Below are 16,513 nucleotides of genomic sequence, written 5' to 3'. Positions count from 1 at the left end.
GTGCGTACGGGCGTGGGTGAGTGGTGGTGCGTACGGGCTCAGAAGCGTCCGCCGCCCCCGCGTCGGCCCCTGGTGCCCCCGCCGCCGAAGCTGCCCGGCCCGCCGCCCCCGCCGTAGCCCCCGCCGTACCCCCCGCGTCCGCCGCCCCCGCCCAGCAGGCCGCCCAGGATGATCCCGCCGAGCACCGCGCCGCCGACCCCGCCGCCCGACGGGACACCGCCCGACGGGAGACCGCCCGCCCCTCCCGGACCGCCGTACGACCGCACATCGTGCTCCGCCAGCCGACGGGCCTGCCCGGCCAGCGCGTCCGCCTGCTGTGCTTCGGCCAGCGCCCCCTGCGGGTCGCCGCCCGTCCCGGCCAGCTCCTGGGACCGCGCCAGCCGCCGCTGGGCCTCCGCCAGCCGGGTGCGGGCCTGGCTGCCCACCGCGCCCCGGCTGGTGGTGATCAGGTCCGACGCGGCGGCGATCGACGAGCGCGCGGTGAGCGTCGCCCCGTCCAGCAGGGCGAGGGCCCGCCGGTCGCCCTCCTCCCGCTCCCGGGCACCCGCCAGCGCGGCGTCCAGCGCCGTGTCGGCCTCCTCGACCCGGCGCAGCGCGTCGATCGGGTCGTACGGACCGGCCGCCAGCTCCTCGCGCACCGCGTCGAGCACCGACCGGGCGCGGGCGATCCGGCCCCGCAGGTCCGCGGTCGGCACCCCGGCCCCGGTGCCTTCGAGCAGCCCGCCCGCATCGGCCAGATCGGTCTCCGTCTCGGCCAGCGCACCGGGCAGCCGGTCCGCCGCCTCCGCCAGCTCCCGGGCCCGCCGGTCCACCGCGTCGACCAGGGTGGCCGCCTGGTCCACGGCGCCCTCAGCGGCCCGGATGTACACCGCCGCCGCCGACCGGTCCGCCGCGTCCACCGACTGCCGGGCCCGGTTCAGGTTCGAGGTGGCGAACAGCAGCCGGTCCCTGGCCTGTTCCAGGTCCTCGGCGGCGGACGCCGAGGCGGAGGGCGCGTACCGTTCGCGCATCGCGATCAGCGTGGTCTCGCTGGCCGAGACCCGGCCGGCCAGGGTCCGAAACGCCGTCTCGGCCGCGGTCAGCGCCTGCGGGGCCTCGCGCTCCAGGGCGCGCAGCCGGTCGAAGTCCCCGGACACGGCGTCGAGACGGGCACTCGCCTCCGCGCAGCGGGCGAGGATCTCGTCGAGCATCCGGCGCCGGTCCGCATCGTCCTCGGGGAAGGCGTCGTCCAGCCGCTGGCGCACCCGGAACGCGATGGTCAGCTCGCCCTTCGCGAAGTCGACGGCCGCGGTGAACGGGGCCGCCGCCTCCTCGCCGAACTGGGCGGTCGCGAAGCCCAGTTCCTCCTCGCTGGTGCGGACCGCGTCGTCGGTCTCCACCAGCGCCTCCTTCGCCCGCGCGTCCAGCTCCGGCAGCGGGACGGGAGGGGCGCCCGTCCCGGCGGCCGGTCCCCAGCCCTTCGCGGCGGGCGTGGTGCGGGTCGCCCCGCGCCGTCTGCGCCGGGTGTACGCGTAACCGGCCGCGGCAGCCGCCCCGCCCACGACGACCACCGGGAGGACCAGGTCCGCGGTGTTCGTCCCGCCGGATCCGGAGCCGGAGCCGCCGGGGTCGACGGGGCCGGGAGTGAGCGCCGGGGCGGGCACCGGCAGCCCCGCCAGTACCGCCGTGTAGCCCCGGGCCGCGCCGATCGCCGCGCCCGCCCAGTCGTGCACCCGCAGCGCGGGCTCGATCGCGGTGACCGCCACGTCCCGCAGCTGGGCGTCGGTCAGCCGGGAGCCCTGGTCGACGGTGTAGGCGTACTGCCGGTCATGGGTGGCGACGGCGAGCAGCACGTCCTCCTGGCCGAGCCCGTTGCGGTCGGCCGTGGCATCGGCCCAGCTCTGCGCGGACTGGCCGGAGAAGTCCCGTACGTACACCACGAAGAGCTGGACGCGGCGGTCGGCGTAGAGCTGGTCGAGTGCGGCCCGCACCTCGTCCGTGCGGTGGCCCAGCGCGTCGACCCGGTCGGTGATCTGCCCGTCCCGGGACAGGTCCACGGGGCCGTCGGCGCGGGCCGGACACGCGGCGGGAAGGGCCAGCCAGCCCACCGCCAGCAGCACGGCGAGCAGGGCCCGGCCCGGTAGGGATATTCGGGTACGGCTCACGGGCGGCGTCACGTTTGTGAGGCTATGTCCCCCTTTCGTGCCCCGCGACCCGGAGCCCGGCGTGCATACTGCGACGGCACACCGCACACGGGGGGAGACGGATGTGTTCACGGGGACCGGGCGCGTGGCCAGGGGGATACGCGAGCGGGCGGGCCGGCTGCGCTGGACCTGGCCGCGGCGGATCGCGGCCGGGGCGGTGCTGGTGCTGGTGGTGCCGGTTCTCGCCGCGGGCATCGCCCTGCGGATCGGCTTCACCGGCGACCCGGGCGAGGGCACCCGCACCCGGGGCCGGGACGCGATCTGGCTGGGCCACGCCTGGGTCGACGGGCGCAAGGACGACGCCGACCTCGCCGCCTTCGCCGCCCGGATCAGGAGCACCGGCATCAAGGACCTGTACGTCCACGCCGGGCCGCTGGAGCACGACGGCACCCTGCCCGCCCGCCGCTACCCCAGGGCCGGGTGGCTGACCGACGCCGTGCACCGCACCCTGCCCGGCGTCCGGGTCCAGGCCTGGCTCGGCGACGTGCTCGCCACCGAGGGGCCCGAGGGGCTGCGCCTGGAGCGGTCCGCGTCCCGCGGCGCGGTGGTCGCCTCGGCCCGGCAGGTCCTGGACGCCGGGTTCGACGGCGTCCACTTCGATCTGGAGCCGCTGCACTCCGGCGATGGCGACTACCTCTCGCTCCTCGACGACCTCGGCGCCCTCACCGGCGCGCGCGGGGCGCGGCTCTCGGTCGCCGCCCATCAGATCGACCCCCTCCCTGCGGCACACCGTGTGAACGGGGCGCTGACCGGCCGGGAGAAGTGGTGGTCGCAGGAGTTCTTCGGCCAGGTCGCCCGCCGGGTCGACCAGATCGCCGTCATGTCGTACGACACCTGGATGCCGCTGGAGGGGCTGTACGGCGGTTATGTCGCCCGGCAGACGGAGCTGGCCCTGGGCGTGACGCCGAAGAGCACCGACCTGCTCATGGGACTGCCGTTCTTCCACGAGGACGATCTCGGCCACCACGACTCCGCCGAGACCGTCGCGGCCGCGGTCCGCGGCGCCCGGCTGGGGCTGGGGCGCACGGACCGGGGCCGCGAACGGTTCGGGGTCGCGCTCTACGTCGACTTCGCCGCCCGGGAGAGCGACTGGGCGGCGTACCGCGCGGGCTGGAACTGAAGCACCGGAACCGGCGGGCCGGGACCGGGCGGCCGGAACCGGCGAGTCGGAACCGGGCGGGCCGGAACCGGCGAGTCGGAACCGGGCGGGCCGGACACGGGCCGCGGGTCAGAGGGAGAAGCGCTCCATGGCGAGCAGGGGCCGCACCTTCGACCGGAAGCCGCCGGTGCGGAACGGCCGCTGGAGCAGACCGGGGCGCAGCGCCTGGGCCAGGGCCGCGGCGATCATGCCCTGGTCGAGGGCGAGCAGGTAGTCGCTGACCCGGCCGGTGGAGACGTTGACCGAGTCCCGGAAGCCGTAGCCGGGGTGGTAGGCCCCGAAGTCGCGGTCGAGGGCGCGCAGATTGGCCACCGCCTCCTGGGGCGCGTAGGGCAGCGCGAGGAAGGAGGCGTGCGGGGTGACCACCCCGTTGGTGAACGCCGAGGCGGGCGGCAGTGGTGCGCCGTCGGTGGTGTGGGTGCGGTCGGTGTTGGAGGCGTAGCCGTCGACCTGCATGCCGAGCGCGTCGACGCCGTACTCCTGGTAGCCGCCCTCGGGGATGTTGGCGGGGGAGAAGCCCCAGTACCCGTACCCCGCCTCCCGCAGGCCGTGCTCGATCTGGCCGCGGACGTAGCGCTGGTGCGTCAGGCCCCAGGAGTGCGGCGACCACTCGGCCTCCGGTACGAACAGCGGCACCATCAGGGCCTCGAACATCGACCCGCCCCAGGAGGGCACCAGCTTCCGGCCCCGGTGGGTGTAGTGGCCCTGCCAGACGCGTACGCCGTCCATCGCGACGTAGCTGCCGCCGGGGCGCTGCTCCTGCTCGTGCTCGGGGAGCATGGTGCGCAGCAGGTGCCAGTAGTGGTCGGCGGGCAGCGAGCCGTCCGCGATGCCGAGGTAACTGGCCATGCGGGGCTCGGTGTTGAGCGCCCCGTAGTGGTGGCCGGTGGGTTCCTCGGTGTCCGGCCAGAAGCCGCCGCGCAACTGGCCGGGTCCGGCGACCGGGTCGGCGGGGTCGTACGGGGTGTAGTAGTACGACCAGTCGGCGGTGGCCAGGATGCGGGAGATCCGGGGGCGCAGGTCCGGGGCCGCGTCGGCGGCGATGCGCAGGCCGGTGATCAGCCAGGCGTTGTCCACGGAGGACAGGAAGGGGCGGACCGGGTCGCCGGTGCCGGGCCACTGGGTGAGGACCGAACCGTCGTGCGCGTCGTACCAGTTGAGCCAGAAGCCGTGGTGGCGCTCCAGCTTCTCGACGGCCCGCACGGTCCGCTCCAGGCCGCGCCGCATGGCGTCGTGGCCGATCACACCGAGTCCGGCGGCGGCCACGGTCGACCAGAGGCCGCAGCCGATGTTGGTGGGGGAGGTCTGGCGTGACAGGACGGGGGCGCCGGGCCCGCTGACGTCGATCTTGTCGACGGCCAGACCGAAGTCGGTGGTCATGGCCTCGATCGAGCGGTACGTATCGCGGAACCAGCGCAGCAGCAGCGGGGCGTGCGGGCCGCGCGCGGGCTGGGCGGCGCCCGCCGGGGCGGCGGCCACGGCGCCGAGCGACAGGGCGGCGGCCCCGGTTCCCGCTGCGGTCAGAAACGTACGACGGTCCATCAGAACCCCTCGGAAAAGAGCCACCGACTGTGGGCGGTGGGCGGATTTCGTTCGTCGGTCGCGGGCGCCGGGGCGCGGTGCCGTGTACGGCACCCGCGTGCGCCGCCGCACGTGAGCAGGGCTGGACACGGACGGCGGCCGCACGGGGGTACGGGAACCGGTGCCCGTCAGGTGCAGCCGGTTCCCGTACGGCGGGAGCGGTCAGGTCGCTCCCGGTCAGAGGGGAGCCGGGATCGCCCGGCTCAGGGGGCAGGGGTGGGTCAGGCGGCGGTGCGCGGCAGGGTGCGCGTGCGGCCCATCCCGCCGAGCCAGGAGGCGGACGGCTTCGGCAGCCGCTCGAAGGTCTCCGGGTTCCAGCCGATCAGGCCGAAGGTGGCCTTGTAGGTGCCCCACTCGTAGTTGTCCAGGGCGCTCCAGGCGAGGTAGCCCTGGATGTTCAGGCCGTCCTCGATCGCCGAGGCGACCTCGTTCAGGGCGCCGGTGTAGTAGTCGATCCGGCGGCTGTCGTCGTCGGTCGCGATGCCGTTCTCGGTCACGATCAGCGGGACGTCGTTGCCGAGGACCTCGGCGGTGTGGCGCAGCGCGTGGCCGACCGCGGCCGGGTAGTACTCCCACTGCGTGAGGGTGCGCTCGGCGTCCGCGGGGGCCGGTATCGGGCCCTCGGGGCCGATCTTGGTGCGGGTGTAGGACTGCACGCCGATCCAGTCGTCGCCGCGCGCGGCCTCGATGAAGACGTCCTCGCGGGGGTGGCGGTAGGCGGCGGTGACCTCCTCGGCGCCGGGCAGGGCCTGGTAGACCTGGTTGGCGATGGTCCAGCCGACCTGGATGTCCGGGCTGATCGCCCGGACCGCCGCGACGGCGGCGACGTGCGCGGCGATGACGGCCTCGGTGGTCTCGTCGTCCGGGGTGGGCAGACCGGCGGGCGGGAAGCTGTTGTCGCCGCTCTTGGCCTGACCGGCCATCACGGCGATCATGTTCGGCTCGTTGATGGTGCAGACGTGGCTGACGCCCTCGGCGATCACCGGCGCGCAGGCCGCGACGTACCGGGCGAACAGCGCGACGGCGCCCTCGGCGGTCCAGCCGCCGCGCGCCTCGAACCACTGCGGCACGGTGAAGTGGTGCAGCGTGACCATGGGGCGCAGGCCGCGCGCGATCGCACCGTCCACCATGCGGCGGTAGTGGGCCAGCTCGGCGCGGGAGAAGGTGCCCTCGACCGGCTCGATGCGGGCCCACTCGATGGAGAACCGGTAGTCGGTGAAGCCCAGGGACGCGAGGAGGTCCATGTCCTCGTCCCAGCGGTGGTAGCTGTCCGCGGCGTCCAGGCTGGGCTCCTGGATGTGGGTGCCCTCGGCGTGCTCCTTGACCCACCAGTCGCAGTTGGTGTTGTTGCCCTCGATCTGGTGGGCCGCCGTGGAGGCGCCCCACAGGAAGGTTTCGGGGAACGGGACCTGGGTGTGCGTCATCGCAGAGCGTCTTTCTGGTGAGGAAGGGGTGTGACCACGGGTGCGGGCCGTGGCCTCGTACGTTTCGGTGGGGCCGCCGGGTTTCCCGCCGCGGGCTACTTCATGCCGGCGGTGGCGATGCCCTGGGTGAAGTGCCGCTGGAGCGCGATGAACAGGACCACCACGGGCAGGACGACCAGCAGGGAACCGGCCATCAGCATGCCGTTGGAGCCGCCCGCCTTGTTGGGGTCGGTGGCGAAGGTGGCCAGGGCGACCGGGAGGGTGTACTTGTCCGGGTCGTTGGTCGCGATGAGCGGCCAGACGAAGTTGTTCCAGGAGCCGAGGAAGGTGAAGATCGACAGCGTCGCCAGCGCGGGCTTCACCAGCGGCATCACGATGCGCCAGAAGATGTACCACTCACCGGCGCCGTCCATCCGGGCCGCTTCCAGCAGCTCGTCCGGGATCGACTGCATGAACTGCCGCATCAGGAAGACCCCGAAGGCCCCGGCGGCGAACGGCAGCACCAGAGCGGCGTACGAGTCGATCAGGTGCAGCTTGCTCATCAGCACGAACAGCGGCAGCAGCATCAGGTTGCCGGGCACCATCAGGGCGCCGAGCACCAGGCCGAAGATCTTGTTGCGGCCCGCGAAGTTCAGCTTGGCCAGGGCGTAGCCGAGCATCGAGCAGAACACCAGGTTCGAGGCGGTGACCAGCACCGCCACGATCACCGAGTTCATGAAGTACAGCGGCAGGTCCAGCTTGTCGAGCAGCTCCCGGAAGTTCTCCAGGGTCCACTCGGTCGGAAGCCACACGGGCGGGCTGGCGGTCAGTTCGGCCTGCGTCTTGAACGCGGACAGCGCCATCCACAGGAACGGGGCCGACATGACCAGCAGGCCGAGCGAGAGCAGGACGTAGACCAGGACGCGCTTCGGGCCGCGCCGCCCCGTACGGCCGCCCCCGGGCTTCTTCGCGGGCGCCGTGGGGACGGCGCCCGGTGCACTGGTGGCGCTCATTTCGTGTTGTCCTTCAGCAGTCGGAGCTGGAGCACCGTGATGCCCATGATCACCACGAAGAGGACGTACGCCATGGCGCTCGCGTAGCCCATGTGGAAGAAGTTGAAGCCCTCGCGGTACATGTTCAGCGAGACGGTGAGCGTGGAGTCCGAGGGACCGCCCTGGGTCATCACGAACGGCTCCTCGAAGACGTTGAGGTAGCCGATGGTCGTGATCACCGTCGCGTAGAGCAGGGTGGGCCGCAGCAGCGGCACCGTGATCCCTCTGAACTCCTGCCAGGCACCCGCCCCGTCCAGCCGGGCGGCCTCCCGCACCTCGGTGGGGATGGCCTGGAGACCCGCGATGAAGAGCACCATGACCGTGCCGAGGTTGCGCCAGACCGCCATCGCGATCATCGACGGCATGGCGAGCGTCTCGGAGCCCAGGAAGTCGGGCGCGGTGAGCCCCACCTCCGAGAAGAGCCCGGCCACCAGCCCGTCGGTCGGGTCGAGCACGAACCGCCAGACCACGGCGACCGCGACGATGGTGGTGACCACCGGAGCGTAGAAGCCGACGCGGAAGAAGGTCCGGGCCCGGTCGATGCCGTTGTTCAGCAGTACGGCGACGACCAGCCCGAGGAAGATCGTCAGCGGGACGCCGACCACCACGAAGTACGCCGTGTTGAACAGCGACTTGAGGAACTTCTCGTCGCCGAACAGCTTCGCGTAGTTCTCCAGGCCGATGAAGTTCGCGTCCATCGGGTGCGTCACGTTGCGCAGCCCGAAGTCGGTGAAGCTCATCACCAGCGTGGCGACGATCGGGAACGCCATGAAGACGAGGAAGAGCACGAGGAAGGGGGTGGAGAACAGCCAGCCGGCCAGGTTCTGCACGCCCATCGACTTGCCCTGGCGGCGCTTGGGCCCGGCGGCCGGGGGCGTGGACGCCCCCGGCCCGGCCTCTGCCTCGGCCGCCTGCGCGGCCTTTGCGGTCATGGTGCGCATGACTCCTACTTCACGAGGCCTTCGATCTGGGACTGGGCGGTCTTCAGCGCGTCCTCGGCGGACGCCTTGCCCTGGGTGACCTTGGCGATGGCCTGGTCGACCTTGTCCGTGATCTCCGTCCAGTTGGACAGCGACGGGGAGGACTTGGCGGTGTCCATCTGCTTCTTGAAGACCTGGAGGTCGGCGTCGTCGGCGAGGTCACCGGAGGTCCAGGCGGCCGTGTTGGCCGGGAGGTCCTTGGTGCGCTTGTACCAGTCGGCCTGGCCCTCGGTGCTGGTCAGGTAGGTGATGAACTCCTTGGCGGCGGCCTTGTGCTCACTGTCCTTGGAGATCACCAGGGAGGAACCGCCGGCCATGGAGACCGAGGACTTGTCGGCGGGCACGTTGGCCACCGCCCACTTGCCCTTGATCTGCGGCTGGCCCTCGTTCAGCAGGGTGACGTGCCAGGGGCCGCCGAAGAACATCGGGACACGGCCGTTGCCGAAGTCCTTCACCACGTCGTAGCCGGGCTGCACGGACTTGTTGGACAGGCCCTTGTCGAAGTACGAGCCGTACTCCTTGAGCGCCTTGACGGCCTCGGGGCTGTCGATGACGGCCTTGCCCTCGTCGTTGACGATCTCGCCGCCCGCCGAGTACAGGAAGGAGTAGAAGTTCTGCACCGTGTCCAGGCCGCTGGGCTGGATGGACAGGCCCCACTTGGTTCCGGCCTTCTTCTGGTAGGCCGTGGCGAGGTCCTGCATCTCCTTCCAGTCGGTCGGAGCCTTGGTGATCCCGGCCTTCTCGGCCAGGTCGGTGCGGTAGTAGAGGACGCGGGTGTCGACGTACCACGGCACGCCGTACGCCTGGCCGTCCACCTCGCCCTGCTTCCAGCCGGAGGCGAAGTAGTCCTTCTCGTCGAAGGCCTTGGTGTCGACCGGCTCCAGGACGCCCAGCTCGGCGAACTCGCCCATGTAGCTGCCGCCCATCTGCGCCACGTCCGGCAGGGTGCCCGCGGCGGCGGCGGAGACCAGCTTCTGGTGGGCGACGTCCCAGCCGACCGGGGTCACCTTCACGGTGATGTTCGGGTTGGCCTTCGTGTACTCCTTGGCCACATCCGTGAGCTTCTCGCCCTCGGCCCCCATGGCCCAGACGGTGATCGTCTGCTTCTTGTCCGCCGCGACATCGTCGCCGCCGGAGCTGCCGCACGCGGTGAGACCGAGAGAGAGCGCAACCGTGGTTGCGATGCCGATCGTGGCGTTTCTGGCGGTGCGGGACATGGAGGGCTCCTCCTTGAGCAATCCGGATGTATGCGCTGCCTGTAAGCGCATACATCACTCTGCGGCAGGGACTCGGGAATCCGCAAGAGGGTGCTGGGTCACACTCGTGCAACGTGCTGGACACCTGGACGCCTCGTAGGTATCCGACGAGACACGGCAAGTGTGTCATTTGAGTGGTTGGGGCAGATGTGACCTATTTCGCTTGCTGGGGGGAGGCGGGCGTCGGCCAGCGCGTCCCAGAGAGGCCTATACGGTCGTGACCATGGCTGATTTCACACATGACTTCCCCTTCGACCCGGGGTACGACCACACGCTCCAGGACCTGATGGAGATCCCCGCTCCCGCGGGTCCGGACGATTTCGACGCCTTCTGGCGGGCCCGTCACGCCGCCGCCCGCGCGGTCGCCACGGAGCCGGAGATCGGCCCGCTGGAGGAGGAGCGCGACGGGGTGCGCATCCACGGTGTGACCTTCACCTCGGTGGGCGGGGTGCGGATCGGCGGCTGGCTGGCACTGCCCGCCGAGGGCCCCGCGGAGCACGGTTTCGTCATCGGGCACGGCTACGGCGGCCGTGAGGCACCCGGCCCCGACGTACCGCTGCCGCTGCCCCGGTCCGCGGCGATCCTGCCGTGCGTACGGGGCATGAAGGACCGCGGCCTGCACCCGGGCATCCCGGACGTGTCCAGTGCGCACGTGCTGCACGGCATAGCGTCCCGCGACACCTACGTCATCGGCGACTGCGTGGCGGACCTGTGGTGCGCGGCCTCGGCGCTGAGCGAGCTGGTGCCGGGCCTCACGCCGCAGGAGGGCGGCCCCGGGCTCGGCTACCACGGGGAGAGCTTCGGCGGTGGCCTCGGCGCGCTGGCGCTGCCCTGGGACGACCGCTTCCGGGCCGGCCAGCTCACGGTGCCGACCTTCGGGAACCACCCGCTCCGGCTCACCCTGCGCTGCATCGGCAGCGGTGAGGCGGTCCGCGGTTACCGCGAGGAGCACCCCGAGGTCACCGAGGTGCTGCCGTACTTCGACGCCGCCACCGCCGCGACCCGGCTGGAGCTGCCGGTGCTGGTGGCTGCGGCGCTCTTCGACCCGTCGGTGCCGCCGCCGGGGCAGTTCGCCGTGTACAACGCGCTGGCCGGGGAGCGTGAGCTCCGGGTGATGGACGCGGGCCACTTCGAGTACGAGGGAACGGCCGCCGACGTGGCCGGGCTCCAGGCCGCCCGCAGCCAGTTCTTCGGGGCGCGGCTCACCCGCTGAGGCGGGCATGGGGGCCCGCCCCGCGGCTCTTGCGGGCGGGCCCTTCCCGCCCGCCGTGACCACGGGGCGGCGCTCCTCGGCGGTCGCGTTGCCGGGCGGCCTTCCCGTCCGTCAGCCGCAGCCGCAGCTGGCGCGGCGGACCTGGGAGACCGGGAGCATCAGTGAGACCGGCTCCCGGTCCCCGTTGGCCAGCCGCTGCACCAGTAGTTCCACCGCCTGTTCGCCGAGACGGCGGATCGGCTGGCGCACCGTCGTCAGCGGCGGCGTCACGATCCGGCTCAGCGGAATCCCGTCGAAGCCGGTGACCGCGATGTCCTCGGGCACCCGCACCCCGCGCCGTTCCAGGGCGCGCAGCGCGCCCACCGCCATCTGGTCGTTGGCGAAGAGCATCCCCTGCGGGTGTTCACCGGGCCGGTCGAGCAGCGCCTCCGCGGCCCGCGCCCCCTCGGCCCGCGTCATCATCGAGACCCGCAGATCGGGTGCCTCCGGCACCGGGAGCCCGGCGTCGGCGCACGCCTGCCGAAAGCCCAGGAACCGCGCCTCGGCGTCCGGTGAGTCGGCCTCGCCCCCGACGAAGACGAGCCTGCGCAGCCCGTGGTCCTCGATCAGGTGGCGGGTCAGCTCGCGCTCGCCGTCGTTGTTGGCCACCACGATGTGGTCGAGGTGGTCGATCTCGCGGGGACCGGCCAGCATGACGACGGGGAGGCGGCGCGATATCACGTCCAGATCCTCGGTCGGCACGGTCCGTGCCATGACGGCGAAGCCGTCGACCCGCCCGGCGACCTTCGCGACGAGGTTCTCCGGCCCGCCCTCCAGCGAGGCGGCGATCAGCAGCGCGTAGCCGTGCCGCCGGGCCGCGCGCTCCATGCCGCGGATGATCTGGTCGGAGTAGAGCATGACCGCGTCGTCGGCGTCGCTGTCCTCCGCGTCGGCCTCGGCGCCGGGGTCGGCGTAGTCCGGGAAGCAGAGACCGAGCACGCCGGTGGTCCGGCTGGCCAGGCCCCGGGCGTTGCCGCTGGGCACGTACCCCAGCGAGCGGGCGGCCTCCAGGACCCGCTCCCGGGTCTGCGCGCGCACCGAGTCCGGGGTGCGGTAGACCCGCGAGACCGTGGCGATGGAGACGCCCGCCCGCTCGGCGACGTCGTACACCGTGGGCGCGCTCACTCGACCGACCGACCGCTGTTCGTGCGGTACCGAAGCACCAGTTGCTGCATGAGCCGACCCTTCTATGAAAGCGCATTCACCCTAGAGCGCGGGCCGCTCGGCGAGCAAGGCCATCCGGGGCAGGTTCAGGACCGGCCCGAGGACCGGCCGGAGGGGCGGTGGGAAAGACAGGCAGCCTTGCAAGGTGCCCTGTGCACGTTCTACGGTCGGGACATGCAGGAACCCCGTACCCCCTCGGCCGCCGCCCCTGTCGCCTCCGCCGAGCCCGCCGGAGGCGCGGACGCCGAAGAGCTGGCGGTGCACCTCTCGGCCGTGGTCGGACGGCTGCTGCGGCGGCTGCGCGGCACCTCCTCGGGCGGCAGGCTGACGCTGTCGCAGCGCGCGGTGCTCTCCCGGCTGGACCGTGAGGGACCGGCCACCACGGCCGCGCTGGCCCGCGCGGAGTACGTGCGTCCGCAGTCCATGCGGCTGACCCTCGGGGCGCTGGAGAGCCAGGGGCTCGTCGGGCGCTCGCCCGATCCGGCCGACGGCCGCAAGTCGGTGATGGCGCTCACCGCGGCCGGGGCCGCGGCGCTCGCCGGGGTCCGGGCCGCGAAGCACGACTGGCTCGCCGAGGCCCTCGCGGCCGAACTCGACGGCGCCGAGCGCCGCACCGTGGCCGAGGCGGTCGAGCTGCTGGACCGGCTGGCCGGGACGTGACGGAACCTTCCGTCCCCGTCCCTGTCCTCACATCGCGCGTCACCGGTGCGGCGCCCGTCCCCGTCTTCTCTCTCCGCGCGTCACCGGTGCGCCCGCCCCGTCCCCGTCTTCTCTCTCCGCGCGTCACCCGTACGCCCGCCCCGTCCCCGTCCTCTCTCCGCCGCGTGCCGTCCGTCGCCCGCCCCGTCCCCGTCCTCTCTCCGCCGCGTGCCGTCCGTACGCCGGGCCCGTCCCCGTACCGCCGCACCTCACCGCCTTCCCCCGCCACCCGCCTCGCACAGGAGCACTGTCATGACCGCCACCACGCTCGACCCGAAGACCGCCCTGGTCGTCATCGACCTCCAGAAGGGCATCGTCGGCAGGGAGACCGCCCCCCGCCCCTCCGCCGATGTCGTCGCCCGTTCCGCGGAGCTCGCCGACGCCTTCCGGGCCAAGGGCCTCCCGGTCGTCCTCGTCCATGTCGTCGACGGCGCCCCCGGCCGCAACGAGAGCCCGGCCGGCTCCGGCGGACGGCCGCCCGCCGACTGGGCCGACATCGTGCCCGAGCTGGGCCCGCGCGAGGGAGACATCGTCGTCACCAAGCGCACCTGGGGCGCCTTCCACGGCACTGACCTCGATCTCCGGCTGCGCCGGGCCGGGGTGACCCAGATCGTTCTCACCGGCATCGCCACCAGCATCGGCGTCGAGTCCACCGCCCGTGCGGCGCACGAGCACGGCTACCACGTCACGATCGCCACCGACGCGGTCACCGACATGGACGCCGACACCCACCGCAACAGCGTCGAGAAGATCTTCCCGCGCCTGGCGGAGACGGACACCACGGAGGCGATCATCGGGCTGCTCGCCTGACCCCTCCGCAGCCCGGCGGCTGGGCCGCACGGGTGAGCTTCGGGGCGGCGGCGCCGTGTCTGCGCCGCCGCCCGCGCGTGGGCGCCTTCAGTAGGTGGACGAAATCAGTGTGATCAACTGCAAATGCCACCAAGAGCGCCCCATCCGGCCCACCCGCTGTCAGGGGGCCGGGTCCGGGCCGGCCCCGGAGGTACCAGCCATGTCCCACCCCGGCGTCCCGCGGGGGACGGCCCGCAAGCGCCGCTCCCTCGCGCTCCTCACGACCGGTGTGCTGGCCCTCCCCCTGCTGGCGGGCTGCGGTTCCGGCGACGGCGGCACCACGGCCCCCGACGTCGCCGCCATCGAGCGGAACCGGGTCGCCGACGGCGGCACGGTCGACTGGGCGGTCGACGCGATGCCCACCACCCTCAACGCCTTTCAGGCGGACGCGGACGGCACGACCACCCGGATCACCGGCGCCCTGCTGCCGACGCTCTTCCCGCTGGACGACCGGGGGAGGCCGCGACGGAACCCGGATTACCTGGAGTCCGCGAAGGTGATCGAGCGCGAACCCCAGCAGGTGGTGCTCTACCGACTCAACCAGCAGGCGGTGTGGAGCGACGGCCGGGAGATCGGGGCCCCCGACTTCCTCGCCCAGTGGCGGGCGCTGAGCGGCCGGGACACAGCGTTCTGGACCGCCCGCAACGCCGGGTACGACCGGATCGAGAAGATCGAGCGCGGCGCCGACGACCTGGAGGTGCGGGTCACCTTCGGCAAGCCGTACGCGGACTGGCGCTCGCTGTTCTCCCCGCTGTACCCGAAACAGGTGACCGGCTCCCCGGCCGCCTTCAACGACAGGTCCCGCACCGCCCTGGAGGCGACCGCCGGGCCCTTCCGGCTGGGCGGCCTGGACAAGAAGGCGGGCGAGGTCACCCTCGTCCGCAACCCCCGCTGGTGGGGCACCCCGGCCAAACTCGACTCGCTGGTCTTCCGGGCCGTCGCCCCGCGGGACCGGGCCGCCGCCCTGGCCTCGGGCCGGGTCGACGTGGCCGACATCGACGCCGCCGCGGCCGGCCGGATCACCCGGGCGGTCCGCGACCGGGCGAAAGGCCGACCGCCCCTCGCGCTGGGGCCCGACGCCGCGACGGACCCGGCAGCCGCCCTGCGCTCCTGGGCCGCGGCCCACGGCTCGGACCCCGAGGAGGCCGCCGCCGCCCGTGCCGCCAGGGCGAAGGCACGGGCCGACGCCGAGGCGTACGCCGCCGAGCAGAAGGAGCTGAGCGGCTACGTGGTGCGCAAGTCGCTGGAGCCCGCGTACACCCAGCTCGCGCTGAACGGCGAATCCGGGCCGCTGTCGGACGACCGGGTGCGCCGGGCGGTCGCCCGCGCCCTGGACCGCCAGGAGCTGGCGGACACCGTGCTCGGGCCGCTCGGCCTGCCCGCCCGCCCGGTCGGCAGCCACCTGGCCCTCGCCGGTCAGCCCGGCTACAAGGACAGCAGCGCCGCGCTCGGCGGCCAGGACACCGCACAGGCGCAGGCCCTTCTGGCCGAGGCGGGCTGGACCCGGGAGGGCGCGGCCCGCCGCAACGGCACCAAGGCGGGCAGCGAGGCCGAGGAGCGGGGCCCCGGCACGGAGACGGCTGACAACGGCGACGACGGCGACGACGGCAAGCCCGGCGACGGCGACCCGGCGGGCGGCGTCCACATCCTGGCCCCGGCCCCCGCCGCCGCGCTCCACAGCATCGCCCTGCTGCGGCAGGCCGACCGCCTCACCGAGCCCGCCGGAGACACCCCCGCCCGGCCCGCCGCCCAGCGCCAGCGGCCCGGTGGCGCGGTCGGCGCGTACGCTCCGCCGGGCACCGCGGCCCCCGCCCGGGTGGCGGGCCCCCGGCCGGGCCCGCTCGGCAAGGACGGCAAGCCGCTGAACCTGCGCTTCGTCCTGCCGTCCGGCCCCGGGGCGGAGCAGCTGCGCGGCGTCGGTGACCGGATCTCGGCGATGCTGGAGGAGATCGGCATCCGTACGGAGATCGTCAAGGTGCCCGACGAGAGCTATTTCCGGGACCACATCGCTTCCGGCGACTACGACCTCGCGCTGTACTCCTGGCCCGCGACCGCCTACCCGGCCACCGACAACCGGCCGATCTTCGCCAAGCCGGTGCCCTCCACCGACGGCTCGCTCCAGGTCGAGCAGAACTACACCCGTGTCGGCACCGATCACATCGACCAGCTCTTCGACCGGGCGGTCGCGGAGCTCGACGAGTCCACCGCCCAGGAGCTGATGAAGCAGGCGGACGCCCGGATCTGGGCCGCCGCCGGGTCGATCCCGCTCTACCGGCGCCCGCAGCTGGTCGCGGTGGACCGGAGGCTGGTGAACGTCGGCGCCTTCGGCTTCGCGGCGCCCCGCTACCAGGACATCGGCTTCGAACAGCCCCAGGCCGCCGGTCCTCCCGCGCACCGGAACTAGCCGGAACCAGGGGAGGAGGGGGACGAGGAGGGAGAAGCAGCAGGTCAGCCCCAGGGTGCGCCCGGTCGGTCAGGGCCGGTGCGGAAGCTCAGAAAAGGCTCAAATCCCTTGCCCGTCGCCTTGCCTCGCGGGCAAGGTCGGCGCGGGCCCCTCCGTACGGACACGGGTCCAGCCCGCTGACCCGGGCGGCCGCTCGATCCCCCCACCTCCGAGACCCGCACCGGGGCCCCTACCCCGGTCTCCCGGAGTATCCGCTCCGGAGCCCCACCTCCGTAGCCGTGCAGGTCCGGGGCTGTCCGAGGACAGACCCCGCGTCCCCCATCGCGCCCCTGTGGCCGCGTCCCCGGTGAAATCCGCCGGAAGACCCGGCCACGGGGGCGCGAACGTGTGGCCGACGCGGATTCTCATCAGTACATCGGTGCCGGTGAGGGCCGTCGGCGCCCGGTCCGGGGGAGTCCCCGGACCTTGCCCGGGAAGCCGCTGCGGCGCCGGGCCCGTACCATTGGACGAGCCGTGGCGCGTCCGCCCGGT

The 16,513-nt window shown here is 73.2% G+C and carries 12 protein-coding genes; 5 read left to right on the top strand and 7 right to left on the bottom strand.

What is annotated here, in order from left to right; genetic code table 11:
- Window positions 1–38: 38 nt before the first annotated feature.
- Window positions 39–2,144 carry a TPM domain-containing protein gene (locus ACFVWY_RS02395; protein WP_389867081.1) on the bottom strand — a complete coding sequence of 702 codons (2,106 nt, stop codon included), beginning with the start codon at window positions 2,142–2,144 and terminating at the stop codon, window positions 39–41.
- A 124-nt stretch (window positions 2,145–2,268) separates the two neighbouring features.
- Between ACFVWY_RS02395 and ACFVWY_RS02390 the strand changes: the two genes are divergently transcribed.
- A complete protein-coding gene (locus ACFVWY_RS02390) occupies window positions 2,269–3,303 on the top strand; it encodes a hypothetical protein (protein WP_389866451.1) in 1,035 nt (344 codons plus the stop codon).
- Between the two features lie 108 nt (window positions 3,304–3,411).
- On the opposite strand, the gene ACFVWY_RS02385 is transcribed toward ACFVWY_RS02390, so the two are convergent.
- The 5 genes from ACFVWY_RS02385 to ACFVWY_RS02365 form a co-directional block, all read right to left on the bottom strand.
- Window positions 3,412–4,884, bottom strand: a complete 1,473-nt coding sequence (locus ACFVWY_RS02385; RefSeq protein ID WP_389866450.1) for a glucoamylase family protein — start codon at window positions 4,882–4,884, stop codon at window positions 3,412–3,414.
- Window positions 4,885–5,144: 260 nt separating this feature from the next.
- Window positions 5,145–6,347 (bottom strand): glycoside hydrolase family 1 protein, encoded by a 1,203-nt coding sequence (locus tag ACFVWY_RS02380; protein WP_389866447.1) that lies wholly within the window; start codon window positions 6,345–6,347, stop codon window positions 5,145–5,147.
- 95 nt (window positions 6,348–6,442) lie between these two features.
- Window positions 6,443–7,339 (bottom strand): carbohydrate ABC transporter permease, encoded by an 897-nt coding sequence (locus ACFVWY_RS02375; RefSeq protein ID WP_389866444.1) that lies wholly within the window; start codon window positions 7,337–7,339, stop codon window positions 6,443–6,445.
- Window positions 7,336–8,319, bottom strand: coding sequence for a carbohydrate ABC transporter permease (locus ACFVWY_RS02370; protein ID WP_389866441.1), 984 nt, complete (start codon window positions 8,317–8,319; stop codon window positions 7,336–7,338). The genes ACFVWY_RS02375 and ACFVWY_RS02370 overlap by 4 nt, the downstream gene beginning before the upstream one ends.
- Before the next feature lie 5 nt (window positions 8,320–8,324).
- On the bottom strand, window positions 8,325–9,575 hold the full coding sequence (locus tag ACFVWY_RS02365) for a sugar ABC transporter substrate-binding protein (protein ID WP_389866438.1): 1,251 nt from the start codon (window positions 9,573–9,575) through the stop codon (window positions 8,325–8,327).
- 262 nt (window positions 9,576–9,837) lie between these two features.
- On the opposite strand from ACFVWY_RS02365, the gene ACFVWY_RS02360 reads away from it, so the two are divergent.
- Window positions 9,838–10,827, top strand: a complete 990-nt coding sequence (locus tag ACFVWY_RS02360; protein WP_389866436.1) for an acetylxylan esterase — start codon at window positions 9,838–9,840, stop codon at window positions 10,825–10,827.
- A gap of 111 nt (window positions 10,828–10,938) precedes the next feature.
- On the opposite strand, the gene ACFVWY_RS02355 is transcribed toward ACFVWY_RS02360, so the two are convergent.
- A complete protein-coding gene (locus ACFVWY_RS02355) occupies window positions 10,939–11,991 on the bottom strand; it encodes a LacI family DNA-binding transcriptional regulator (RefSeq protein ID WP_389866433.1) in 1,053 nt (350 codons plus the stop codon).
- 213 nt (window positions 11,992–12,204) lie between these two features.
- Here ACFVWY_RS02355 and ACFVWY_RS02350 point away from each other — a divergent pair, with 213 nt between their 5' ends.
- From ACFVWY_RS02350 to ACFVWY_RS02340, 3 genes are all read left to right on the top strand, one after another.
- On the top strand, window positions 12,205–12,690 hold the full coding sequence (locus ACFVWY_RS02350) for a MarR family winged helix-turn-helix transcriptional regulator (protein ID WP_389866430.1): 486 nt from the start codon (window positions 12,205–12,207) through the stop codon (window positions 12,688–12,690).
- 291 nt (window positions 12,691–12,981) lie between these two features.
- A complete protein-coding gene (locus ACFVWY_RS02345) occupies window positions 12,982–13,539 on the top strand; it encodes an isochorismatase family protein (RefSeq protein ID WP_389866427.1) in 558 nt (185 codons plus the stop codon).
- A gap of 199 nt (window positions 13,540–13,738) precedes the next feature.
- Window positions 13,739–15,982 (top strand): ABC transporter family substrate-binding protein, encoded by a 2,244-nt coding sequence (locus tag ACFVWY_RS02340; protein WP_389866424.1) that lies wholly within the window; start codon window positions 13,739–13,741, stop codon window positions 15,980–15,982.
- The last annotated feature ends 531 nt before the right edge of the window (window positions 15,983–16,513 follow it).

The sequence above is a fragment of the Streptomyces sp. NPDC058195 genome (genome assembly GCF_042883525.1).
Lineage (GTDB): Bacteria > Actinomycetota > Actinomycetes > Streptomycetales > Streptomycetaceae > Streptomyces.
This window is presented reverse-complemented; position numbering and strand designations above follow the sequence as displayed.